The organism is Blastococcus sp. CT_GayMR20 (assembly GCF_004570345.1).
In genome coordinates, this window is sequence record NZ_SPQM01000012.1 from 1 (window position 1) to 20723 (window position 20723).

Here is a 20723-nt window from a genome sequence, read left to right on the forward strand (position 1 = left end):
GTTCGCCACTGATCCCCCACCGAAGCGGGTTCACCGTTCGACTTGCATGTGTTAAGCACGCCGCCAGCGTTCGTCCTGAGCCAGGATCAAACTCTCCGTAGATGAACTCGATCACAGGCCGAGAACCAAGAGTTGGCACTCTTGATATCAATCAACCAAAGGAATCCCAAACCAGAACCCGAAGGCCCCGGCACGGGGTATTACTTGGCACTGACTTTCGGCACGCTGTTGAGTTCTCAAAGAGCGGACGCGCACGGACCCGACCCTCGCGGGCTTCGTCCGAGACGTTTTCTCGTTGTACACCGCACAACGGTCAGGCCCCGCAGGACCTTCCCGCCGGCCCCAGACGGGGTCTCGCGCGGCGCAGAGAGAAAGTTACGTCCGTGTGGGCCCCGGTGTCAAACCGGTGGAGCCGTGACGCCCGACACGCGCGAGCCACCTCGCTGACACGCTGCCGAAACACACCGGCAGGGGTCGTCAGGCCGTCCGCTGGACCCCCGCGATCGACCGCTTCCCGCGCCGCAGGACCAGCCAGCCACCGGCCAGCCAGGCGTCCTGGTCCGGCACCGCGTCGGCGTCCGTCACGCGCTCGTTGTTCACGTACGCGCCGCCCTCCTTCACCGTCCGGCGGGCCTCCGACAGGCTTCCCACCAGGCCGGTGAGCTGGAAGAGCTGGGCGACCGTCGGCATCTCGCCGTCCACGGTGACACTGCCGGCCTCCCGCAGGGCGGCGCCGAGGGTCTCCTCCCCCAGTGCGGCCAGGTCGTCGCGGCCGAAGAGCGCCCGACCGGCGGCCTCCGCCTGCTCGAGCTGCTCCTGGCCGTGGACCAGGACTGTGAGCTCCTCGGCCAGCGCCCGCTGGGCGGTACGGGCCGCCGGCCGCTCCACGCTCTCCGCGATCAGCGCCTCGATCTCCTCGGCCGGACGCTCGGAGTACAGCGGTAGCCAGGTGCGGGCGTCGGCGTCATCGGCGTTGAGCCAGAACTGGAAGAAGGCGTACGGCGAGGTGAGCGAGGGGTCGAGCCAGACGGCGCCGCCTTCCGACTTGCCGAACTTCGTCCCGTCGGACTTGGTGACCAGCGGCGTCGACAGGGCGTGCACCGAGGCACCCTCGACGCGGCGGACGAGATCGATCCCCGCGGTCAGGTTGCCCCACTGGTCCGAGCCGCCGGTCTGCAAGGTGACGCCGTTGCGGCGGAACAGCTCGAGGTAGTCGTTGGCCTGGAGGATCTGGTAGCTGAACTCGGTGTAGCTGATGCCGGCCTCGGAGTTGAGCCGGGCAGCCACCGCCTCCTTGGCGAGCATCCGGCCGACCCGGAAGTGCTTGCCGAGGTCCCGCAGGAAGTCGATCGCGGAGACGGGCGCCGTCCACTCGAGGTTGTCGACGTAGATGGGCCCCTTGAGTCCCTGCGTCTCAGCCGGGAGGTCCAGGAACGGCGCCACCTGCTCGCGGATGCGGTCGACCCACTCCGCCACGGTGCCGCGGTCGTTGAGCTGCCGCTCGGCCGTCGGCCGCGGATCCCCGATCAGTCCCGTGGCACCGCCGACGAGCACGACCGGCTGGTGCCCGGCCCGTTGCAGGGCGCGCAGCACCATGAACTGCAGCAGGTGCCCGACGTGCAGGCTCTGCGCGGTCGGGTCGAAGCCGGCGTAGTACGCGATCGGGCCCTCGGCCAGGTGGCTCCGCAGGGCGGCCTCGTCCGTGCTCTGGGCGATCAGCCCGCGGCGGTGCAGCTCGTCGATCACGTCTTCCGTCACAGGACACCATCCTGCCCGGCGGTGCGTCGCCGGGACTTGCCGCCCGGTCGGAACACGCTGACCGACGCCGCATCCGTCTCCCAGAACCGCCACGGCAGATCGGTCGCCTGGGTGATGCCCACGCGGGGGCCGGCCGAGATCGCCGGGGGCGGGCATCCGGAGTGCAGCCGCACCGAGCTGTCCGGCGAGAGGAGGTCGGCGTCCAGGTCGTCCGGGCCGATGCCCAGAGCCTGGCTGAGTCGCGCCGGGCCGCGGGCGAGGTCCCGGGGCACGCGGGCCGCCGGTCGTCGGGATCGCGCGAGCTCCTCCCCCACCACTATCTCTCCGGCACGCAGCAGGACCGCCGACCCCTCGCCCGGCCGACCGACGACGACGTTGGCGCACCAGTGCACCCCGTAGCTGAAGTACACGTAGAGCCGACCGGGCGGTCCGAACATGATCGCCGCGCGCGGCGTCGGGCCGCGATGCGAATGGGCCGCCGGATCCGTGCCGTTCCCGGAATAGGCCTCGACCTCGGTGAGCCGCAGCGCCACCTGCCCGTCCGGTCGGTCGGTGACCAGCACACAGCCCAGCAGGGACGGCGCCACGGCCTCCGGTGGACCCAGCAGGTCGTCGACGCGAAGGAGCTCGCCCGGCTGCACGATCAGAGGACGGCCGCCACCGGGGACGACGTCGCCCAGTCGGCGTGCTCGCTGGCGAGCTGCTCGAGCGCCGTCATCTGCTCCGCCACCCGCTCCGGCGCCGTCCCCCCGCGGGCCTTGCGGGCGGCGAGCGCGCCGGACACCGACAGCACCGACCGGACCGCCGGGGTGAGCCGCTCGTCGATGCCTGCGAGCTGGTCGTCCTCCAGCTGGTCGAGCTCGAGGCCGGTCTCCTCGCAGAACGAGACCATCGCGCCGGAGATCTCGTGCGCCGAGCGGAACGGCACCCCGTTCGAGACGAGCCACTCGGCCACGTCGGTGGCCAGGGCGAAGCCCTGCGGCGCGGCGGCCTCCAGGACCTCGGGGCGCAGGGTCAGTGTCGCGATCATGCCGGTGACCGCGGGCAGCAGGAGCATCAGCTGCTCGAGGGAGTCGAAGACCGGCTCCTTGTCCTCCTGCAGGTCGCGGTCGTAGGCCAGGGGCAGGCCCTTGAGCATCGTCAGCAGGCCGGTCAGGTTGCCCACGAAGCGACCGGACTTGCCGCGCGCCAGCTCCGCGATGTCAGGGTTCTTCTTCTGCGGCATGATCGACGACCCGGTCGCCCAGGCGTCGTCGAGCCGGGCCCAGCCGAACTCCGTCGACGTCCAGAGGACGACCTCCTCGCCCAGCCGGGAGAGATGGACGCCGAGCAGCGCCGCGGCGAAGCAGAACTCGGCCGCGAAGTCACGGTCGCTGACGGCGTCGATGGAGTTGTCGGCGGCCCGGTCGAAGCCGAGCTCGGCCGCGACCGCGTCGGGGTCCAGCTTCAGCGACGAGCCGGCGAGGGCGCCGGCGCCCAGCGGACTGACCGCCGTCCGCCGGTCCCAGTCCTGCAGCCGGTCCACGTCCCGCGCGATCGCGTGGGCGTGGGCCAGCAGCTGGTGGGCGATGAGCACGGGCTGCGCGTGCTGCAGGTGGGTCATGCCCGGAGCGGCGACGTCCTGGTACCGCTCGGCCAGTCCCAGGAGCGCGTACTCCAGCGACGACAGCTCCGAGACCAGCGCACGGACGTTGTGCCGCAGGTACAGGCGGAGGTCGGTGGCCACCTGGTCGTTGCGGCTGCGACCGGCACGCAGCTTGCCGCCCAGCGGCCCCAGCTTCTCCAGCAGACCGCGCTCGAGCGCCTCGTGGACGTCCTCGTCGGCCTCGATGGGTGCGAACGTGCCCGCCGCGACCTCGGCCGACAGCTCGGTGAGCGCGCCGACCATCGAGGCGAGCTCGTCGTCGGTGAGCAGCCCGGCCCGGTTCAGCACGCGCGCATGCGCCCGGGACGACGCCAGGTCGTAGGGCGCGAGCCGCCAGTCGACCTCCGTGGACTTGGACAGTGCGGCCATCGCCGGCGAGGGGCCGCCGCCGAAGCGGCCGCCCCACAGCCGGGTCTGGCTCGCCTGGGAGGGGGTGCCGGGATCGGCGGCGGGTGGCACGGCTCCCGTCACGAACCCAGCCGCTGCTCGCGGGCCGCGGCGAGCTTCGACGGCATGCCCCAGAGCTGGACGAAGCCCTTGGCCAGGCCCTGGTCGAAGGTGTCGCCGGTGTCGTAGGTGGCGAGGTTGAAGTCGTAGAGCGAGGCCTCGCTGCGCCGTCCGGTGACCGTGGCCCGGCCGCCCTGCAGCGTCATCCGGATCTCGCCGGTGACGTGCTGCTGCGACTCGGCGATGAAGGCGTCCAGCGACCGCTTCAGCGGGGAGAACCAGAGGCCGTCGTAGACGAGCTCGGCCCAGCGCTGCCCGACGGTCCGCTTGAAGCGCGCCAGGTCGCGCTCGACGGTGACCGCCTCGAGCTCCTGGTGCGCGGTGATCAGCGCGATCGCGCCGGGAGCCTCGTAGACCTCGCGGCTCTTGATGCCGACGAGCCGGTCCTCGACCATGTCCAGCCGGCCGACGCCGTGGGCACCGGCGCGGGCGTTGAGCTGCTCGATGGCCTGCAGCATGGTCACCGGCTGCCCGTCGATCGAGGTGGGGACGCCGTGGGTGAAGCCGATGGTGACCTCGTCGGCGTCCTTGGGGACCGTCGGGTCCTGCGTGTACTCGTAGACGTCCTCGATCGGGCCGTTCCAGATGTCTTCGAGGAAGCCGGTCTCGACGGCGCGGCCCCAGACGTTCTGGTCGATCGAGTACGGCGACTTCTTGGTGGTCGCGATGGGCAGGCCGCGCTCCTCGGCGAAGACGATCGCCTTGTCGCGGGTCATGCCGGAGTCCCGGACCGGGGCGAGCACCTGCAGGTCCGGCCCCAGGGCGCCGATGCCGACCTCGAAGCGCACCTGGTCGTTGCCCTTGCCGGTGCAGCCGTGGGCGACCATCGAGGCGCCGTGGTACTTCGCGGCGGCGACCAGGTGCTTGACGATCAGCGGCCGGGACAGCGCGGAGACCAGCGGGTAGCGGTCCATGTAGAGCGCGTTCGCCTGCAGCGCCGGGAGGCAGAAGTCGTCGGCGTACTCGTCCTTCATGTCGGCGACGATCGACTCGACGGCGCCGCAGTCCAGCGCCCGCTGGCGGATGACCTCCATGTCCTCGCCGCCCTGGCCGACGTCGCCGGCGACGGCGATCACCTCGGCCCCGGTCTCCTCGGCGATCCAGCCGATGGCAACGGAGGTGTCCAGGCCACCGGAGTAGGCCAGGACGACACGATCAGTCACGGGATGCACTCTCTTCCAGGTCGGTCTTCAGTTCGGGATAGATGGCGGGCGTGCGCTCGGCGAGAGAGCGGAGGCGGTCGGCCAGGGCCGGTCCGCCGTCGGGATCGCGTGAGACGACGAGCAGCGTGTCGTCGCCTGCGATGGTGCCCAGGACGTCGGGCAGCCCAACCTTGTCCAGCGCCGAGGCGAGGAACTGGGCGGCACCCGGCGGGGTCCGGAGGACCGCCAGGTTGGCGCTCCCCTCGGCGTTGGTGAGCAGGTCGGCCAGCAGACGGGTGAGTCTGGCGGGGGCGGCCTGCGCCGGTCGCAGCGGGGCGTTCTCGGGCGGCAGCACGTAGCTGGCCGGGGCGCCGTCCGAGCCGCGCAGCTTGACGGCGCCGAGCTCCTCCAGGTCGCGGGAGAGCGTGGCCTGGGTGACCTCGATGCCGGACTCGGCGAGCAGCGCGGCGAGCTGCGTCTGCGAGGTGACCGGCTGTGCGTCGATCAGCTGGACGATCCGCGCCTGGCGGGCGGACCGGGTGAGGGCCGTCGTCACGAGCGCTCCAGGAGCCGAGGCGAGCCTGCGGAGCAGAGGTGAGCCGACCGGTCGACCGTCACGAGTTCTTCTCCAGGAGCCACATGAGCAGGGCCTTCTGGGCGTGCAGGCGGTTCTCGGCCTCGTCCCAGACGGCGCTCTGCGGCCCGTCGATCACCTCGGCGGCGATCTCCTTGCCGCGGTAGGCCGGCAGGCAGTGCAGGACGACGGCGTCGTCCGCGGCCCGGGCGAGCGCGGCCTCGTCGAGCGCGTACGGCAGGAACGGCGCGATGCGCGCGTCGTACTCGCCCTCCTGCCCCATCGAGACCCACGTGTCGGTGGCCAGCACGTCGGCGCCGTCCGTCGCGGCTGCCGGGTCGGCGGTCCAGAGCACGGATCCGCCGGTCTCGGTGGCGATGTCGGCGGCCCGCTCCAGGACGTCCTTGGAGGGCCGGAACTCCTCCGGCGAACCGATCCGGACGTGCATCCCGGCCGTCGCGCCGCCCAGCAGGTAGGAGTGCGCCATGTTGTTGGCGCCGTCGCCGAGGTAGGTCAGGGAGCGTCCGGCGAGGGAGCCCTTGTGCTCGACCACGGTCTGCAGGTCGGCCAGGATCTGGCACGGGTGGTACTCGTCGGTGAGCGCGTTGACCACCGGCACACGGCTCGCCGACGCCATGGCCTCGATCCGGTCCTGGCCGAAGGTGCGCCAGACGATCGCCGCCACCTGCCGGTCCAGGACGCGGGCGGTGTCCTCCACCGGCTCGCCGCGACCGAGCTGGCTGCTGCCGGCGTCGATCACCAGCGGGTAGCCGCCGAGCTCGGCGACCCCGATCGAGAAGCTCACCCGGGTGCGGGTGGACGGCTTGTCGAAGAGCACGGCCACCGCTCGGGGGCCGGCCAGCGGCATCGGCGCCTCCGCGGTGTGCCGGGTGGCCTTGAGCGAGGCGGCCAGCGCCAGCACCTCGGCCTGCTCGGCCGGGCTCAGGTCGTCGTCCTTGAGGAAGTGCCGGGTCATGAGGTCGTCTCCATCGAGGAGTCAAGGGCGGCGGGGAGGGCGGAGACGAAGGCGTCCACCTGCGCGTCGGTGAGGACGAGGGGCGGGGCGAGTCGCAGCACGTTCGGAGCCACCGCGTTGGTGAGGAACCCGGCGGCGCGCAGCTTCGTCTCGAGCGCCCCGGCGACGTCCGCGGTGAGGACGACACCGAGCAGTGCCCCGCTCCCCCGGACGCCGCTGATGCCGGCGTGGCCGAGACCCTCGATGCCGGACGTGAAGCGGGCCTCGAGCTCCTTGGCCCGCTCGAGCAGACCCTCGTCACGGATGGTGTCGAGGACGGCGAGGGCGGCCGCCGCGGCGATCGGGTTGCCGCCGAAGGTCGAGCCGTGGGCTCCGGCGGTCAGCAGCTCGGCCGCGTCGCCGAAGGCCAGGAGTGCGCCCATCGGCAGTCCGCCGCCCAGCGCCTTGGCCAGGGTGATGATGTCCGGCTGCAGGCCGTCGGCCTGGTGGGCGAACCAGTGCCCGGTCCGGCCCATGCCCGTCTGCACCTCGTCGACGGCGAAGAGCGCGCCGGCACCCGCGGCCACCGAGGCGGCCGTGGTCAGGTAGCCCGGAGGCGCCGGCAGCACGCCGCCCTCGCCCAGCATCGGCTCCAGGAGCACCATCGCCGTCCGGTCGGACACGGCCCCGGCCAGCGCCTCGCCGTCCCCGAAGGGCACGTACCGGACGCCGCCGGGCAGTGGTGCGAACGCCGCAGCCTTCGACGGCTGCCCGGTCAGGGCCAGCGCGCCCATGGTCCGGCCGTGGAAGGCACCCTCGGCGGTGATCACCTCGGGCCGCCCGGTGAGCCGGCTGATCTTGAAGGCCGCCTCGTTGGCCTCGGCGCCGGAGTTGCAGAAGAAGACCCGGCCCGGCCGGCCGGCGAGGTCGAGCAGGCGCTCGGCGAGGTGCAGACCGGGCTCGTGCATCGCCAGGTTGGAGACGTGGCCCAGCTTGTGCGCCTGCACGCTGATGGCCTCGACGACCTTCGGGTGGGCGTGGCCGAGGATCGTCGTCGCGATGCCGCCCAGGAGGTCGATGTACTCGCGGCTGTCGACGTCCCAGACGGTGGCGCCCTCGCCGCGGGCCAGCGCGACCGGCGGCACCTTGTAGTTGCTCATCATCACGGCCGACCAGCGGGCGGCCAGCTCCTCGGTACGCGTCATGCTGTCGCCTCCCTGCTCTGATCGGCCGGGACGACCATCGTCCCGGTGCCTTCGGTGGTGAACATCTCCAGGAGCAGGGCGTGCGGCAGGCGCCCGTCGACGACGGTCGCCCGCTTCACCCCGCCCTCGACCGCCCGCAGGCAGGCGGCCATCTTCGGGACCATGCCGGCGTCGAGCGCGGGCAGGATCTCCGCCAGCTCGCGGGCGTCGATCTGCTCGACGAGGGAGTCGCGGTCGGGCCAGTCGGCGTAGAGGCCCTCGACGTCGGTGAGGACGACGAGCTTGACGGCCCCCAGCGCGACGGCGAGCGCCGCGGCCGCGGTGTCGGCGTTGAGGTTGTGCAGCTGGCCGGTGGCATCGGGCGCGACGGTCGAGACGACGGGGATGTGGCCGGCGTCGAGCAGCGCGGTCACCGGCGTGGGGTCGACGTCCACGACGTCGCCCACGAAGCCGATGTCGACGAGCTCACCGTCGACCACGGCGTGGGTACGGGCGGCGGTCATGAGTCCGCCGTCCTCACCGGACAGGCCCACGGCCCGGCCCCCGTGCTCGTTGATCAGGCCGACCACCTCGGGGCCGACCTGCCCGACCAGAACCATGCGGACGACGTCGATCGACTGCTCGGTGGTGACCCGCAGGCCGCCGCGGAACTCGCTCGGGATGCCGAGGCGGGTCAGCATCGAGGAGATCTGCGGGCCGCCGCCGTGCACGACGACCGGGAAGATCCCGCAGGTCCGCAGGAACACCATGTCCTCGGCGAACGCGCGACGGCACGCGTCGTCGACCATGGCATGCCCGCCGTACTTGACGACGACGACGTTCCCGTGGAACTCCTTGAGCCACGGCAGCGCCCCGGTGAGGACGGCGACCTTCCGCGCGTCGCCCTCCGGGTCGTACTTGCGCATGACCCGGCTCGTGCCGACCTTCTTCGGCAGCCGCGGCTGCGGCGAGGGCTCGTCGATCCGGACGTCCGGCGGGGTGGGGTCCTGGTGTGCGGTCACGTCGAGTAGGCCGAGTTCTCGTGGACGTAGGCGATGGACAGGTCGTTCGTCCAGATCGTCGCCCGTTGCGCGCCGGCCTTCAGGTCGACGTCGATCGTGATGGCCCGGCCGGTGAGGTCGACGCCCTCCCGGGGGTCGCCGATCGCGCCGCCGCGGCAGACGGTGACCCCGTTGATGGTCACGTCGACCTGGTCGGCCTCGAACGCGGCGTCGGTGGTGCCGATCGCGGCCAGCACCCGGCCCCAGTTCGGGTCGTTGCCGAACAGCGCCGTCTTGAGCAGGTTGTTGCGCGCGCAGGCCCGGCCGGCGGTCAGGGCGTCCTCGACGCTGGCGGCGTTGCGGACCGTGATCGCGATGTCCTTCGTCGATCCCTCGGCGTCGGCCAGGAGCTGCATCGCGAGGTCGGTCGCCGCGGCGGTGAGGGCCTCGGTGAACTCCTCGGCGCTCGGCGTGACCCCGCTCGCCCCGCTGGACAGGACGAGCACCGTGTCGTTGGTCGACAGGCAGCCGTCGGAGTCCACGCGCTCGAAGGACAGGCTCGTCGCCGTCTTCAGCGCCGACGGCAGCACGCCGGGCGGCACGACGGCGTCGGTGGTGAGGACGACGAGCATCGTGGCGAGGCTGGGGGCGAGCATCCCGGCGCCCTTCGCCATGCCGCCGATCGACCAGCCGTCGCACTGCTGCACTGTGGTCTTGGGGACGCTGTCGGTGGTCATGATCGCGCGGGCGGCGTCGGGTCCGCCGTCCTCGCTCAGGGCCGTCACCGCGGCGGTGACCCCGGCGGTCAGCTTGTCCATGGGCAGCCGGACGCCGATCAGTCCCGTGCTCGCCACAGCGACGTCGATCGCGCCGAGGCCGAGCTCGGCGGCCGCGTGCTCCGCGGTGGCGTGGGTGTCCTGGAAGCCCTCGGTGCCGGTGCACGCGTTCGCCCCTCCGGAGTTGAGGACGACGGCCCGCGCCCGCTCCCCCGCGAGGACCTGCCGGCTCCACAGCACGGGTGCGGCCGGGAAGCGGTTGGTCGTGAAGACGGCCGCCGCGGCGTCGTCCGGGCCGTGGTTGAGGACGACGGCGACGTCGGGGTCGCCGCTGGACTTGAGCCCGGCGGCGACACCGGCGGCGGAGAAGCCCCGGGGCGAGGTGACGCTCATGGCGCGACTCCTACGAGCGGGAGGCCCGTGGTCTCGGGGAGGCCGAGGGCGAGGTTGGCGCACTGCAGCGCTCCCCCGGCGGTGCCCTTCGTCAGATTGTCGACCACGGCGACGACGACCAGCCGGCCGGCGTCGGGGTCGACGGCGATCTGCAGGGCCACGGTGTTGGCGCCGAGCACCTGCGCGGTCGTGGGCCACTGCCCTTCGGGCAGCAGCTGCACGAACGGCTCGTCGGCGTAGGCGTTCTCGTACGCGGCCCGTGCCGCCGTGGCGTCCGTCCCCGGGGCGAGCTTCGCCGAGCAGGTGGCGAGGATGCCGCGGCTCATCGGCACCAGCGTCGGCGTGAAGCTGACCCCGACCGGCCGTCCGGCGGCCTGCGACAGGTTCTGGATCATCTCGGGGGTGTGCCGGTGGACGCCGCCGACGCCGTACGCGCTGACCGAGCCCATGACCTCGCTGCCGAGGAGGTGCGGCACGGCCTTCTTCCCGGCGCCACTCGTCCCGCTGGCCGCGACGACGACGATCTCGGGCTCGACGACGCCGGCGGCCAGGGCCGGGGTCATCGCCAGGGTGACCGAGGTCGGATAGCAGCCAGGGACGGCGATCCGCCGGGCGTCCGCGAGCTTCTCCCGCTGCCCCGGCAACTCGGGCAGCCCGTAGGGCCAGGAGCCCGCGTGCTCGCCCCCGTACCAGCGGGCCCAGGCCGCTGGGTCGTTGAGCCGGTGGTCGGCACCGCAGTCGATGACGAGGGTGTCGTCGGGGAGCTGCGCGGCGATGGCCGCGGACTCCCCGTGCGGGAGCGCCAGGACGACGACGTCGTAGCCGGCCAGGTCCTCGGCGCCGCTCGGCCGGACCTCGAGGTCGGCGTACGGGGTCAGATGGGGTTGCAGTTCGCCCAGGCGTCGACCGGCGCTCGAGTTGGCGTGCACCCCGCCGAGGCGGAGGTTCGGATGACCGGCCAGCAGCCGGCACACCTCACCACCTGCGTACCCGGTGGCGCCGGTGACCCCGACCGTCCACTGCCCTGTACCCACGGTGCATGAACATACACTGCCCTGCATGACCGTGCACGGGGGGGGTCTCAGCCGACCGGGTCACCGTCCCCGTAGGGCTGCAGGCGGAGCTGGCGGGCGGAGCCCTCGGGCGTCGTCCGCCGCACCGTCTCCAGGTCGTCGCCGCCCGCGCGCAGGTAGCGGCCCGACCAGGCGTCGAGCTCACCGGCGGCGATCGCGGCGACCATCTCGACGACGCGCTCCGGCGGCGTCCAGTCGGTGAACCCCTGCCACATGTCCATCGAGCGGGTCATCGGGGTGTCCACGACACCCGGCGCGACGTCGAAGGACATGACCCCGCTGCCCTGCAAGGAGAGGTCGAGCGCCTCGGTGAGCCGCATGAGGCCGGTCTTGGCGACCGAGTAGGCGGAGTAGTCGCGGTTGGCCGTGGCGCCCATGCCGCTGGCCAGGTTGACGATCCGGCCGTGGCCGCGGGCGAGCATGCCCGGGACGACCGCCCGCACCAGCAGCTGGGCGCCGCGGATGTGGCTGCTCACGACGTCCCACCACTGGTCGGCGTCTGCCTCCCAGACCGGCACCTCCGCGGCGTCGATGATCCCGGCGTTGTTCACCAGGAGGTCGACGCGCCCGAGCTCGTCGGCCACCCGGGCCACAGCGGCATCGACGGCCGCACGGTCGGTGACGTCCGCCGCGACGGCCAGGGTGCGCACACCGCTGGCCTCGGCGACCTCGGCCATCGCCGCGCTCAGGCGCTCCTCGTTGCGCGCCAGCCCCGCCACGGCGACCCCGCGCGCGGCCAGCCCGTCGACCAGGTGCCGCCCGATCCCGGTGCTCGCCCCGGTGACGAGCGCGACCTGGCCGGCGAGACTCATGGCCTCGTCCGGAGGCTCGCGCCGAGCCTGCGAGGCGTGAGAGGGACGAGGTCCTTACGCACGCAGCTCCGCCCCCGTCCGCTGTGCCGCGGCGGCCACGGCGGCGTCGCGCACGGCGGTCGCCTCCTCGCTCGTCAGCGTCCGGTCCGGCGCCCGGAGGGTCAGCGCGTAGGCCAGCGAGCGCGAGCCGGCCGGCACCGGGGCGCCGGTGTAGACGTCGAAGAGCCGGATCGACTCCAGCAGCTCGCCCGCCCCGGTCTCGAGGGCGGCAGCCACCTCGGCCGCCGGAACCTCGTCCTCCACGACCAGCGCCAGGTCCAGCAGCACCGGCGGGAACGCCGAGATCGGCGGCCCGACCGGGACCTCCGACGCGGGCAGGGCGTCGAGGTCCAGCTCCATGACCGACGTGCGCGCCGGGAGCTCCAGCGCGGCGCAGACCCGCGGGTGGAGCTCGCCCGCGTGGCCGACAACCGTCTCCCCCACCAGCAGCTCGGCGCAGCGGCCGGGGTGCCAGGGCGCCCGGTCGCCCGCCCGCACGGTCAGCTCGCTGCCCGCCGCGGCGGCCACCAGGCGGGCAGCCTGCACCGCGTCGGCCCACGTCGCCGGCCGGCCGGACCCCCACCAGCCGCGCGGCTCGCGATTGCCGGCGAGCGCCACGGCCACGTGCCACGGCTGCTCCGGGACGGCGCCCAGCAGCGCGGCGAGGGTCTCGTCGTCCGGCCGCCGGTCGACACCCGGCAGCGGAGCCGGCGTCCGCCGGTCGCCCGGGAAGACCGCACCGTGCTCGAAGAGGGCGAGGTCGCGCTGCCCGCGCGAGAGATTCCGGGCGAGCGTCGCCAGCAGCCCCGGCAGCAGGGTGGTGCGCAGCGCCGGCTCCTCCTCCGACAGCGGGTTGCGGACCACGACCACCTGGCGGCGCGGATCGTCCTCGGGGAGGCCGAGCGCGTCGAGCACCGGCAGCCCGATGAACGGGTAGGACGGCGCCTCGACGTAGCCCGCCTCGGCGAGCGTGCGGCCGACGCTGCGCCGGCGGCGCTGCCGTTCGGTGAGCCCCCGGCCGGGAGGCGCGGTGGGCAGCACCGACGGGATGTCGTCGTACCCGGCGAGGCGCACCACCTCCTCGACCAGGTCGGCCGGGTCGGTCAGGTCGGGCCGCCAGGTCGGGGGGGTGACGACGAGCGGGTTGCCGCCGGCGTCGACGTCGCAGCCGACGGCGCCGAGGAGCTCCACGACCTGCGCGGCGGTGTAGGGCACGCCGGCGACCCGGGCTGGCTTGGCGGCGTCCAGCTCGATCGTCGGCCGCGGGGCGCGGGTGTCGAGGTCGACCACTCCACCGATCACGCGCGCACCGCCGTACTCGCTCAGCAGCTGGGCGGCCCGGGCGAGGGCGACGACGGTCATCTCGGGGTCGACGCCGCGCTCGAAACGCTTGGCGGCCTCGCTGGGCAGGCGGTGCCGGCGCGCGGTGCGGGCCACGCCGGTCGGCTCCCAGTGCGCTGCCTCGAGCAGGACGGCGGTGGTGCCGTCGCCGATCTCGGTCGAGGCGCCGCCCATCACGGCGGCCAGCCCGATCGGGCCGCTGTCGTCGGTGATCAGCAGGTCGTCCGACGTCAGCCTGCGCTCGACGCCGTCCAGCGTCGTCAGCTCCTCGCCGTCGCGCGCCAGCCGGACGGTGATCGGCCCGTTGACGGCATCGCGGTCGAAGGCGTGCATCGGCTGGCCCAGCTCGAGCATCACGTAGTTGGTGACGTCGACGGCCAGGGAGATGCTGCGGACGGCGGCCTGGGCGAGCCGTCGCCGCATCCACCAGGGGCTCGGCGCCGTGGGGTCGAGCCCCTCCATGGCGATCATCGAGAAGCGGTCGCAGCGGTCGGGGTCGGCGACGGTGACCTTCCACGCCGGCTCCCCCGACCAGGCCGGCGGGGTGACCGCGCCCGGATCGCGCCAGGGGGCGGCCAGGCCGGTGCCCATCTCGCGGGCGATCCCGCGCATGGCCAGGCAGTAGCCGCGGTCGGGCGTGACGGCGAGTTCGATGACGACGTCCTCGAGCCCGACGATCGGCGCCGCCGGCGTTCCCGGCGGCGGGACGTCGTCGGTGCCGGAGCCCAGGACCAGGATCCCGGCGTGGTCGTCGCCGACGCCCAGTTCGCGGACCGAGCAGATCATGCCGTCGGAGACCCGGTCGTACGTCTTCCGGGCGGCGATCTCGAAGCCGCCCGGCAGCACGGCGCCGGGCAGCGCGACGACGACCGTGTCGCCGGCGGCGAAGTTGGTGGCCCCGCAGACGATGCCCCTTACATCCCGCCCTCCATCCCCGGCAACGCCCTCGCCGACGTCGACCTGGGTGTAGCGGATGGGCTTCTTGAATCCGGTCAGGTCCTCGATCTCGAGGACCCGGCCGATGACGAGCGGGCCGGCGACGCCCTCGGGCCGGTGGATCTCCTCCACCTCGAGGCCGAGGCGCACGAACGCGGTGTCCAGGTCCTCGACGGACGTTCCCGCGGGAAGGTCGACGTACTCGGCCAGCCAGCCGATGGGGACTCTCACTCTGCTGCCCCTTGCCTGTGACGGTCGGTCACTGTTCAACCCCGAACACTCGTGTGAACCGGACGTCGCCCTCGACGATGTCGCGCATGTCGCCGACGCCGGAGCGGAACTGCAGGGCGCGCTCGATACCCATGCCGAACGCGAACCCGGAGAACTCCTCGGGGTCGATGCCGCAGGCGACGAGCACCCGGGGGTTCACCATCCCGCAGCCGCCCCACTCGACCCAGCGCGGGCCGTCGCGGTGCTCGGGGAACCAGACGTCGAACTCCGCCGACGGCTCGGTGAACGGGAAGTACGACGGCCGCCACCGGGTGAGCGCGTCGGCGCCGAACAGCGCCCGGGCCAGGTGGTCCAGCGTGCCGCGCAGGTGCGCCATGGTCAGGCCGCGGTCCACTGCGAGCCCCTCCACCTGGTGGAAGACCGGGGTGTGCGTGGCGTCCAGCTCGTCGGTCCGGTAGACCCGGCCGGGCGCCACGACGTAGATCGGCGGCTGCCGCTCCAGCATCGTGCGGGCCTGGACTGGGCTGGTGTGCGTGCGCAGGACCAGCCCGGAGTCCTCGGGCGCGACGAAGAAGGTGTCCATCATCGTGCGGGCCGGGTGGTCGCGGCCGATGTTGAGCGCGTCGAAGTTCAGCCACTCCGCCTCGAGCTCGGGTCCGTCGGCGACCTCGTAGCCCATGCCCACGAAGATGTCGGCGATGCGCTCGGTGAGCGTCGTCAGCGGGTGGCGGGCACCGCGCGGGAGGCGGTCCCAGGGCAGCGTGACGTCGACCCGCTCCTCGGCCAGCACCCGGGCGTCGCGCTCGGCCTCGAGCTCGGCGAGCCGGGCGTCGTACGCCTTCTGCACCGCCTGGCGCGCTGCGTTCACGCGCTTGCCGGCGTCGCTGCGGGCGGCGGGCGGCAGCGCACCGAGCTCACGGCGGGCCAGCAGGACCGGCGCCCGGTCGCCGAGGTGGGCGGGCCGCACGGCGGCCAGCGCCTCCAGGTCACCGGCGTCGCCGAAGGCCTTCTGCGCGGCGGTCACCGCGTCCTCGAGGGCCTCCGGTGAGAGCGCGGCGACCTGCTTGGGGTCGTAGGGATCATTGGCGCCAGACACGGGAGTCCATTCTGCCCGGCTGTCCCGCCGCCCCGCGCCTGGGTTGCCGGCCGCGCGGGTCGGCCGTCGGGAGCGGGTGCTACAACGGCGGGACGGGGGCGTCCGGGCCCGCCCGGGGATCGGAGGTCGGCGTGGCAGTGGTGCTGGCCCTGGCGTCGGCCGTCGTCTACGGCACGGCGGACTTCCTGGGCGGCCTCTCCAGCCGGCGTGCCTCGGTGTTCGGCGTCGTGGCCGTCTCCCAGCTGGTGGGCCTCGTGGCGCTGCTCGCCCTGCTCCCGTGGCTCGGCGGGCCGGTCGGCGCCGAGGACCTCGCGTGGGGTGCGGCCTCGGGACTGGCCGGCGCGACCGGGCTGGTCATCTTCTTCCGCACGCTGGCCGGCGGCGTCATGAGCGTGATCGCGCCCGTGACCGCGGTGACCGCGGCCGCCGTGCCGGTCCTCGTCGGGGTGCTGGGCGGCGACACGATCGGTCCCTGGGCGGCGGCCGGGATCGTGCTGGCGCTCGCGGCCGTCGTCCTGGTGTCCGCGGAGGGTGGCCTGGCGGCGCTGCGCTCGGCGCGGCCGGCGACCCTGGCGCCCGCCCTCGCCGCCGGAGGGGCGTTCGGCCTCTTCTTCGTGCTGCTCGACCGCACGTCCCAGGACTCCGGGCTGACCCCGCTGGTCACCGCGCGGCTGGCGTCGGTCGGGCTGGTCGTGCTCATCGCCCTGGCCGGGAAGCGGTCGCTGACGGTAGGCCGTACGGCCCTGCCGCTGGTCGCGCTGTCCGGGGTCGCCGACATGACGGCCAACGCGCTGTTCCTGCTCGCCACCCAGCAACCGGGACAGCTCGCGATCACCGGGGTGCTCGCCTCGCTCTACCCCGTCAGCACGGTGATCCTCGCCCAGGTGCTGCTGCGCGAGCGGCTCGCGGGGGCGCAGGTGGCCGGTCTGGGCACCGCGGTCGCCGCCGTCGTCCTCATCACGCTGCCCGGCTGACCTGGGGTCAGCGGTCCAGGTCCGCGCCGTCCAGGACCTCGACCGGGAACGGCGGCCGGTCGCCGCCGGTCACCCGGGTGTTGCCCCAGACGTCGTGCTCCGTGGCCTCGGCACGGGCGCGTCCGTGCGGCGTGGTGAGGACGAGGGGAGCGCGCAACGGCAGCTCCGCGGCGACGCGGCCGGTCCAGACGACGTGGCCGGCCAGGGGGTCGAAGCGTGCGGCCAGGACGGCGCGGGCGGTGCGCGGGGGTTCGCCGTCCACGTCGACGGTGACCTCGCCGTCGTAGCCGTCGGGTTCCCCGTGGTCGGTCATCCGCCGTCCCTCCCGTTCAGCCCCGGCGCGGGGGCAGCAGTGTGCCGAGCCCGCCGTGGGCGAGCGCGGTGAGCTGCTCGATCAGCTCGAGGGCGGGCACCGTCCGCGCGGTCGACCACCAGTGCGCGGCCAGCTGCACCATGCCGACGACGCCGTAGGCCCACGTCCTCGCCGCGGACGTCGGTTGCCCGGCCTCATCGAGACGCAGCGAGATCAGTCCGGCCAGCGCATCGGCGATCTGGTGCTCGGTCGCGGCGACCAGGTCGGCCCGCCCCGAGCGGCCGGTGTGGGCGTACGCGAAGCGGTACAGCTCGGGCTCGTCCTCGATCAGCGAGACGAACGCGGTGATCACCGCCTGCAGCGCCGCGCGGTCGTCGGGGTGCTCGCGGGTGATCTCACCGAGGAGCCGGGGCAGCAGGATCGCCCCGGAGATCCGCTCGAGGACGGCGTCGACCAGCTCGTCCTTGTCCGAGAAGTAGCGATAGATGACGGTCTTCGAGACCCCGGCGCTGCGGGCCACGTCGTCGACCGCGAAGTCGGGACCGGTGCTGCGCACCGCCTCGACGGCGGCGCCCACCAGATCCTCCCGGCGGGCCCGACGGTGCTCGGTCCAGCGCGCACGGCGCCCGTCCAGCGCGGGCAGCGGAGCCTCCGGGGGCTCGCCGGATCGCGGCGGAGTGCCAGGGAGTTCGACCACCCGTTGCATGTGTTTCACGGTAACAGCTACCTTTCAGTCACAGCCGCGTCCGACGCCCGGGGGGAACTCGCCGATGACCGCCACCATCCCGACCATGCCCAGCCCGCCCACCGGTCAGTCAGGCCGGAGGCGTGTTGATCGCGAGGAACTGTCCACCCGCCTCCTCGGATCCGCCGCGAAGAAGTCCTACGACCCGGTCGTCGACATCGACTGGGACGCTCCCATCCCCGACGGCCTCTACGGTCTGTCACCGGAGTGGTCGACGCTCTACGGCACGCCGATGTGGGACTCGTTGACCGAGGACCAGCGGATCACGCTGACCATCCACGAGTACTGCTCGATCTCCGGCGTCGGCATCTTCTTCGAGTGCCTGCTCATGCAGCTCGTGCTGCGCGACATCTACGGCGACGACCCGGCCCAGCCGCACGTGCAGTGGGTCCTGACCGAGATCGCGGACGAGTGCCGGCACTCGGTCATGTTCGCCCGCACGGCGGAGACCTTCGGGGCGCCGTCCTACCAGCCGCCGGCGTCGATCCTCCGGCTCGGCAAGGCGTTCGTGAAGCGGTTCGACGGCCCCGCCGCGTACGCGGCGATCCTGGTCGCCGAGGAGATCCTCGACATCTTCCAGCGCGACCTGATGAAGGACGGCCGCGTCCAGCCGCTGACCCGCGCCACGAGCCAGATCCACGTCGTGGAGGAGGCGCGGCACATGCGCTTCGCCCGCGAGGAGATCGCCCGGCGGACCCCCGAGCTGTCGTCGTGGCAGCTGCGCCGGCACCGGACGGCGGTGGCGTCCGTCGCCGCGATCGTCGCCGACAACCTGGTCCAGCCGGCGGTCTACGCCTCCGTGGGCCTGGACCCGAAGGCGGCAAAGGCGGCGGCGCGGTCCAACGCCCACTACGGGGACAAGCTGCGCGACGCCTCGAGCGGGCTCGTCGACTTCCTGCGCGACGTCGGCCTCGTCGGCGGACCGTCGGAACTGCTCTGGAGGCGCGCCCGCCTGGTGTAACGGCCCCGCTGCAGGGGCCCGCGGGGAGCTTGCGAGCCGTGGGGGCAGCGGGGTCCTTCACCATCCCTGGGCGAGCTGGGTGGCGTAGAGGCAGATCGCGGCGGCCGCCGCGAGGTTGAGGCTCTCGGCGCGCCCCCGCATCGGGATCCGGACGCGCGCGTCGGCGCGGGCGGCCAGGTCGGCCGGCACCCCGCGGGCCTCGTTGCCGAACAGCCACAGCACCGGCCCTGCCAGATCGGTGCCGAGCTCGTCGAGCGCCGCCTCTCCCCCGCCGTCGGCGGCCAGCACGGTCACGCCGGCGGCGCGGCAGCCCTCGATCACGTCCTCGAGCGGGGCGCTGCGGACGACGTCGACGTGGAACAGGCTGCCCGCGCTGGCCCGCACCGCCTTGCCGCCGTACGGGTCGGCCGAACCGGCGCCGAACACGACCGCTCCGGCACCGCACGCATCCGCCGTCCGGAGGATGGTGCCGGCGTTGCCGGGGTCTGCGAGCTCGGCCAGGGCGACGGCCAGGCGTGGCGGTGCGGCCGTCACCGACTCGACGGCGACGTCCCGGAAGTCGCAGACAGCGACGAGGCCCTGTGGCGTGACGGTCTCGGAGAGGCCGGCCGCGGCCTTGTCGGTCACCAGTCGCACGGGGACCTCGGCCGACCCGAGGAGCTCACGGTGGGCGTCGGCGGCGGCTTCCGTCGCGAACACCTCGCGCACGGCGTCCGGATCGGCGAGGGCCTCGACGACGGCCTGCCGCCCCTCGGCGAGGAAGAGGCCGGTCGCGTCCCGGCCGGCGCGCCGGGTGAGCTTGCGCGCCGCGACGATGCGGGCGGACCGCTCGGTGAGCAGCTCGGTCACGAAACCTCCTGGACAGACACCGACGCCGCCGGTGCCGGCCCCGCAGGGCCGGTCACCGACGGCGTCGGGAAGGTGCCTGGATCAGGCAGCGGCGTCGTTGGCCGGGGCGGCGGCCACGGCGGCGCGGGACGTCTCCACCAGGGCAGCGAAGGCGGCCGGCTCGTTGACGGCCAGCTCGGCGAGGACACGACGGTCCAGCTCGATGCCGGCCAGCTTGAGGCCCTGCATGAACCGGTTGTAGGTCATGTCGTTCAGGCGGGCGGCAGCGTTGATCCGGGTGATCCACAGCTTGCGGAAGTCCCCCTTGCGCGCCTTGCGGTCACGGTAGGAGTACGTCGCGGAGTGGAGGATCTGCTCCTTGGCCTTGCGGTACAGCCGGGACCGCTGACCGCGGTAGCCGCTGGCGGCCTCCAGGGTCGTCCGGCGCTTCTTCTGGGCGTTGACCGCCCGCTTCACGCGTGCCACGGAAGTGCTCCTGTCTTCTTGTCAGTCGATGGGCGCCGGTCAGAGACCGAGCAGCTTCTTCATCCGGCTGGTGTCGGCCGGGGACAGCACCCCGACGCCCTTGAGCCGCCGCTTGCGCGAAGAGGACTTGTGCTCGAACTTGTGCTGGTTGTTGGTGTGCTCGCGCACCAACTTCCCGGTGCCCGTCAACCGGACCCGCTTCGCGGTGCCCTTGTGGGTCTTCTGCTTCGGCATGTTCCTCGTCCTGTCGTCTGTTTCGGTGCGTCGTCGGGCCCCGTCGCGAGCTCGCGAGTGGCGGGGGCAGGAGGGTCCTTCTTCAGGCGCTGGGCGCCTGCTCCTCGGTCGCGGAGGCCTCGGCCGCGGATGCCTTCTCCTGCTTGGCAGAGCGGCGCGCGGCGTCGCTCGCAGCCTGGTTGCGGTGAGGTGCGATCACCATGACCATGTTGCGGCCGTCCTGCTTGGGGTTGGACTCCACGACGCCCAGTTCTGCGACGTCGGCGGCCAGCCGCTGCAGCAGCCGGTAGCCCATCTCCGGGCGGGACTGCTCCCGGCCACGGAACATGACGGTGATCTTGACCTTGTCGCCGCTCCTGAGGAAGCGCTCGACGTGGCCCTTCTTGGTCTCGTAGTCGTGCGGGTCGATCTTGAGGCGCAGCCGCATCTCCTTGATGACGGTGAGCGCCTGGTTCCGCCGGGCCTCGCGAGCCTTCTGGGCGGACTCGTACTTGAACTTCCCGTAGTCCATGAGGCGGGCGACGGGCGGCCGGGCCATGGGAGCGACCTCGACGAGGTCGAGCTCCGAGTCCTGCGCCAGACGCAGTGCTTCGCCGATCGACACGATGCCGACCTGCTCGCCCTCGGGTCCGACCAGACGGACCTCGGGGACGCGGATACGGTCGTTGATACGGGGCTCGGTGATGGCCTCTCCTCTGCTCTTGCCTGTGAGGAGCCGC

The 20723-nt window shown here is 73.1% G+C and carries 21 protein-coding genes and 1 rRNA gene; 2 read left to right on the plus strand and 20 right to left on the minus strand.

Annotation, left to right across the window (positions count from 1 at the left end; translation table 11 throughout):
- The 14 genes from E4P40_RS05050 to pheS all read right to left on the minus strand — a co-directional run.
- Positions 1-102 (minus strand): 16S ribosomal RNA (locus E4P40_RS05050); the annotation flags it as partial.
- A 375-nt stretch (positions 103-477) separates the two neighbouring features.
- Entirely contained in the window at positions 478-1758 is a 1281-nt protein-coding gene (tyrS, locus tag E4P40_RS05060; protein ID WP_135157772.1) for a tyrosine--tRNA ligase, read from the minus strand.
- Positions 1755-2399 (minus strand): DNA-3-methyladenine glycosylase, encoded by a 645-nt coding sequence (locus E4P40_RS05065; RefSeq protein WP_135157774.1) that lies wholly within the window; start codon positions 2397-2399, stop codon positions 1755-1757. Before E4P40_RS05065 ends, tyrS begins: the two co-directional genes overlap by 4 nt.
- 2 nt (positions 2400-2401) lie before the next feature.
- On the minus strand, positions 2402-3874 hold the full coding sequence (gene argH / locus E4P40_RS05070; protein WP_135157776.1) for an argininosuccinate lyase: 1473 nt from the start codon (positions 3872-3874) through the stop codon (positions 2402-2404).
- The gene (locus tag E4P40_RS05075) at positions 3871-5073 is read right to left on the minus strand and encodes an argininosuccinate synthase (RefSeq protein WP_135157778.1); all 1203 of its coding nucleotides are present in this window, start codon (positions 5071-5073) and stop codon (positions 3871-3873) included. Before E4P40_RS05075 ends, argH begins: the two co-directional genes overlap by 4 nt.
- Complete coding sequence (locus E4P40_RS05080) at positions 5066-5608, minus strand: arginine repressor (protein ID WP_135157779.1); 543 nt, start codon at positions 5606-5608, stop codon at positions 5066-5068. The genes E4P40_RS05075 and E4P40_RS05080 overlap by 8 nt, the downstream gene beginning before the upstream one ends.
- A 58-nt stretch (positions 5609-5666) precedes the next feature.
- Complete coding sequence (gene argF, locus E4P40_RS05085; RefSeq protein ID WP_135157781.1) at positions 5667-6602, minus strand: ornithine carbamoyltransferase; 936 nt, start codon at positions 6600-6602, stop codon at positions 5667-5669.
- Positions 6599-7786, minus strand: coding sequence for an acetylornithine transaminase (locus tag E4P40_RS05090; RefSeq protein WP_135157783.1), 1188 nt, complete (start codon positions 7784-7786; stop codon positions 6599-6601). The genes argF and E4P40_RS05090 overlap by 4 nt, the downstream gene beginning before the upstream one ends.
- Positions 7783-8787 carry an acetylglutamate kinase gene (gene argB / locus E4P40_RS05095; protein ID WP_209305194.1) on the minus strand — a complete coding sequence of 335 codons (1005 nt, stop codon included), beginning with the start codon at positions 8785-8787 and terminating at the stop codon, positions 7783-7785. The genes E4P40_RS05090 and argB overlap by 4 nt, the downstream gene beginning before the upstream one ends.
- Complete coding sequence (gene argJ, locus E4P40_RS05100; protein ID WP_135157785.1) at positions 8784-9935, minus strand: bifunctional glutamate N-acetyltransferase/amino-acid acetyltransferase ArgJ; 1152 nt, start codon at positions 9933-9935, stop codon at positions 8784-8786. Before argJ ends, argB begins: the two co-directional genes overlap by 4 nt.
- Positions 9932-10969, minus strand: coding sequence for an N-acetyl-gamma-glutamyl-phosphate reductase (gene argC / locus E4P40_RS05105; protein WP_245160144.1), 1038 nt, complete (start codon positions 10967-10969; stop codon positions 9932-9934). Before argC ends, argJ begins: the two co-directional genes overlap by 4 nt.
- A gap of 47 nt (positions 10970-11016) precedes the next feature.
- Entirely contained in the window at positions 11017-11820 is an 804-nt protein-coding gene (locus tag E4P40_RS05110; RefSeq protein WP_135157789.1) for an SDR family oxidoreductase, read from the minus strand.
- A gap of 54 nt (positions 11821-11874) precedes the next feature.
- Complete coding sequence (pheT, locus tag E4P40_RS05115; RefSeq protein WP_135157791.1) at positions 11875-14367, minus strand: phenylalanine--tRNA ligase subunit beta; 2493 nt, start codon at positions 14365-14367, stop codon at positions 11875-11877.
- 28 nt (positions 14368-14395) lie between these two features.
- Positions 14396-15463, minus strand: a complete 1068-nt coding sequence (gene pheS / locus E4P40_RS05120; RefSeq protein ID WP_135157792.1) for a phenylalanine--tRNA ligase subunit alpha — start codon at positions 15461-15463, stop codon at positions 14396-14398.
- A gap of 131 nt (positions 15464-15594) precedes the next feature.
- On the opposite strand from pheS, the gene E4P40_RS05125 reads away from it, so the two are divergent.
- Positions 15595-16437, plus strand: a complete 843-nt coding sequence (locus E4P40_RS05125; RefSeq protein ID WP_135157794.1) for an EamA family transporter — start codon at positions 15595-15597, stop codon at positions 16435-16437.
- Positions 16438-16444: 7 nt separating this feature from the next.
- Here the strand turns inward: E4P40_RS05125 and E4P40_RS05130 are convergent, their stop codons facing one another.
- Positions 16445-16750 (minus strand): DUF4873 domain-containing protein, encoded by a 306-nt coding sequence (locus tag E4P40_RS05130; RefSeq protein WP_135157796.1) that lies wholly within the window; start codon positions 16748-16750, stop codon positions 16445-16447.
- A gap of 16 nt (positions 16751-16766) precedes the next feature.
- Entirely contained in the window at positions 16767-17456 is a 690-nt protein-coding gene (locus E4P40_RS05135; RefSeq protein ID WP_135157798.1) for a TetR/AcrR family transcriptional regulator, read from the minus strand.
- 64 nt (positions 17457-17520) lie between these two features.
- Between E4P40_RS05135 and E4P40_RS05140 the strand changes: the two genes are divergently transcribed.
- Entirely contained in the window at positions 17521-18456 is a 936-nt protein-coding gene (locus E4P40_RS05140; protein ID WP_135157799.1) for a diiron oxygenase, read from the plus strand.
- Positions 18457-18513: 57 nt separating this feature from the next.
- Here E4P40_RS05140 and E4P40_RS05145 read toward each other — a convergent pair whose 3' ends face one another.
- The 4 genes from E4P40_RS05145 to infC all read right to left on the minus strand — a co-directional run bounded on the left by E4P40_RS05145 (position 18514) and on the right by infC (position 20689).
- Positions 18514-19305, minus strand: a complete 792-nt coding sequence (locus E4P40_RS05145) for an RNA methyltransferase (RefSeq protein WP_135157801.1) — start codon at positions 19303-19305, stop codon at positions 18514-18516.
- An 81-nt stretch (positions 19306-19386) separates the two neighbouring features.
- A complete protein-coding gene (gene rplT, locus E4P40_RS05150; protein ID WP_135157802.1) occupies positions 19387-19770 on the minus strand; it encodes a 50S ribosomal protein L20 in 384 nt (127 codons plus the stop codon).
- A gap of 39 nt (positions 19771-19809) precedes the next feature.
- Complete coding sequence (gene rpmI / locus E4P40_RS05155; RefSeq protein WP_135157804.1) at positions 19810-20004, minus strand: 50S ribosomal protein L35; 195 nt, start codon at positions 20002-20004, stop codon at positions 19810-19812.
- Positions 20005-20086: 82 nt separating this feature from the next.
- Entirely contained in the window at positions 20087-20689 is a 603-nt protein-coding gene (gene infC, locus E4P40_RS05160; protein ID WP_135157806.1) for a translation initiation factor IF-3, read from the minus strand.
- Between the last annotated feature and the right edge of the window lie 34 nt (positions 20690-20723).

Bases quoted from the DNA above. Each gene is read 5' to 3' on its own strand.
- argF (WP_135157781.1), bottom strand. From the start codon at position 6,602: ATGACCCGGCACTTCCTCAAGGACGACGACCTGAGCCCGGCCGAGCAG.
- E4P40_RS05090 (WP_135157783.1), bottom strand. From the start codon at position 7,786: ATGACGCGTACCGAGGAGCTGGCCGCCCGCTGGTCGGCCGTGATGATG.
- argJ (WP_135157785.1), bottom strand. From the start codon at position 9,935: ATGAGCGTCACCTCGCCCCGGGGCTTCTCCGCCGCCGGTGTCGCCGCC.
- E4P40_RS05110 (WP_135157789.1), bottom strand. From the start codon at position 11,820: ATGAGTCTCGCCGGCCAGGTCGCGCTCGTCACCGGGGCGAGCACCGGG.
- E4P40_RS05130 (WP_135157796.1), bottom strand. From the start codon at position 16,750: ATGACCGACCACGGGGAACCCGACGGCTACGACGGCGAGGTCACCGTC.
- E4P40_RS05135 (WP_135157798.1), bottom strand. From the start codon at position 17,456: ATGCAACGGGTGGTCGAACTCCCTGGCACTCCGCCGCGATCCGGCGAG.
- E4P40_RS05140 (WP_135157799.1), top strand. From the start codon at position 17,521: ATGACCGCCACCATCCCGACCATGCCCAGCCCGCCCACCGGTCAGTCA.
- rpmI (WP_135157804.1), bottom strand. From the start codon at position 20,004: ATGCCGAAGCAGAAGACCCACAAGGGCACCGCGAAGCGGGTCCGGTTG.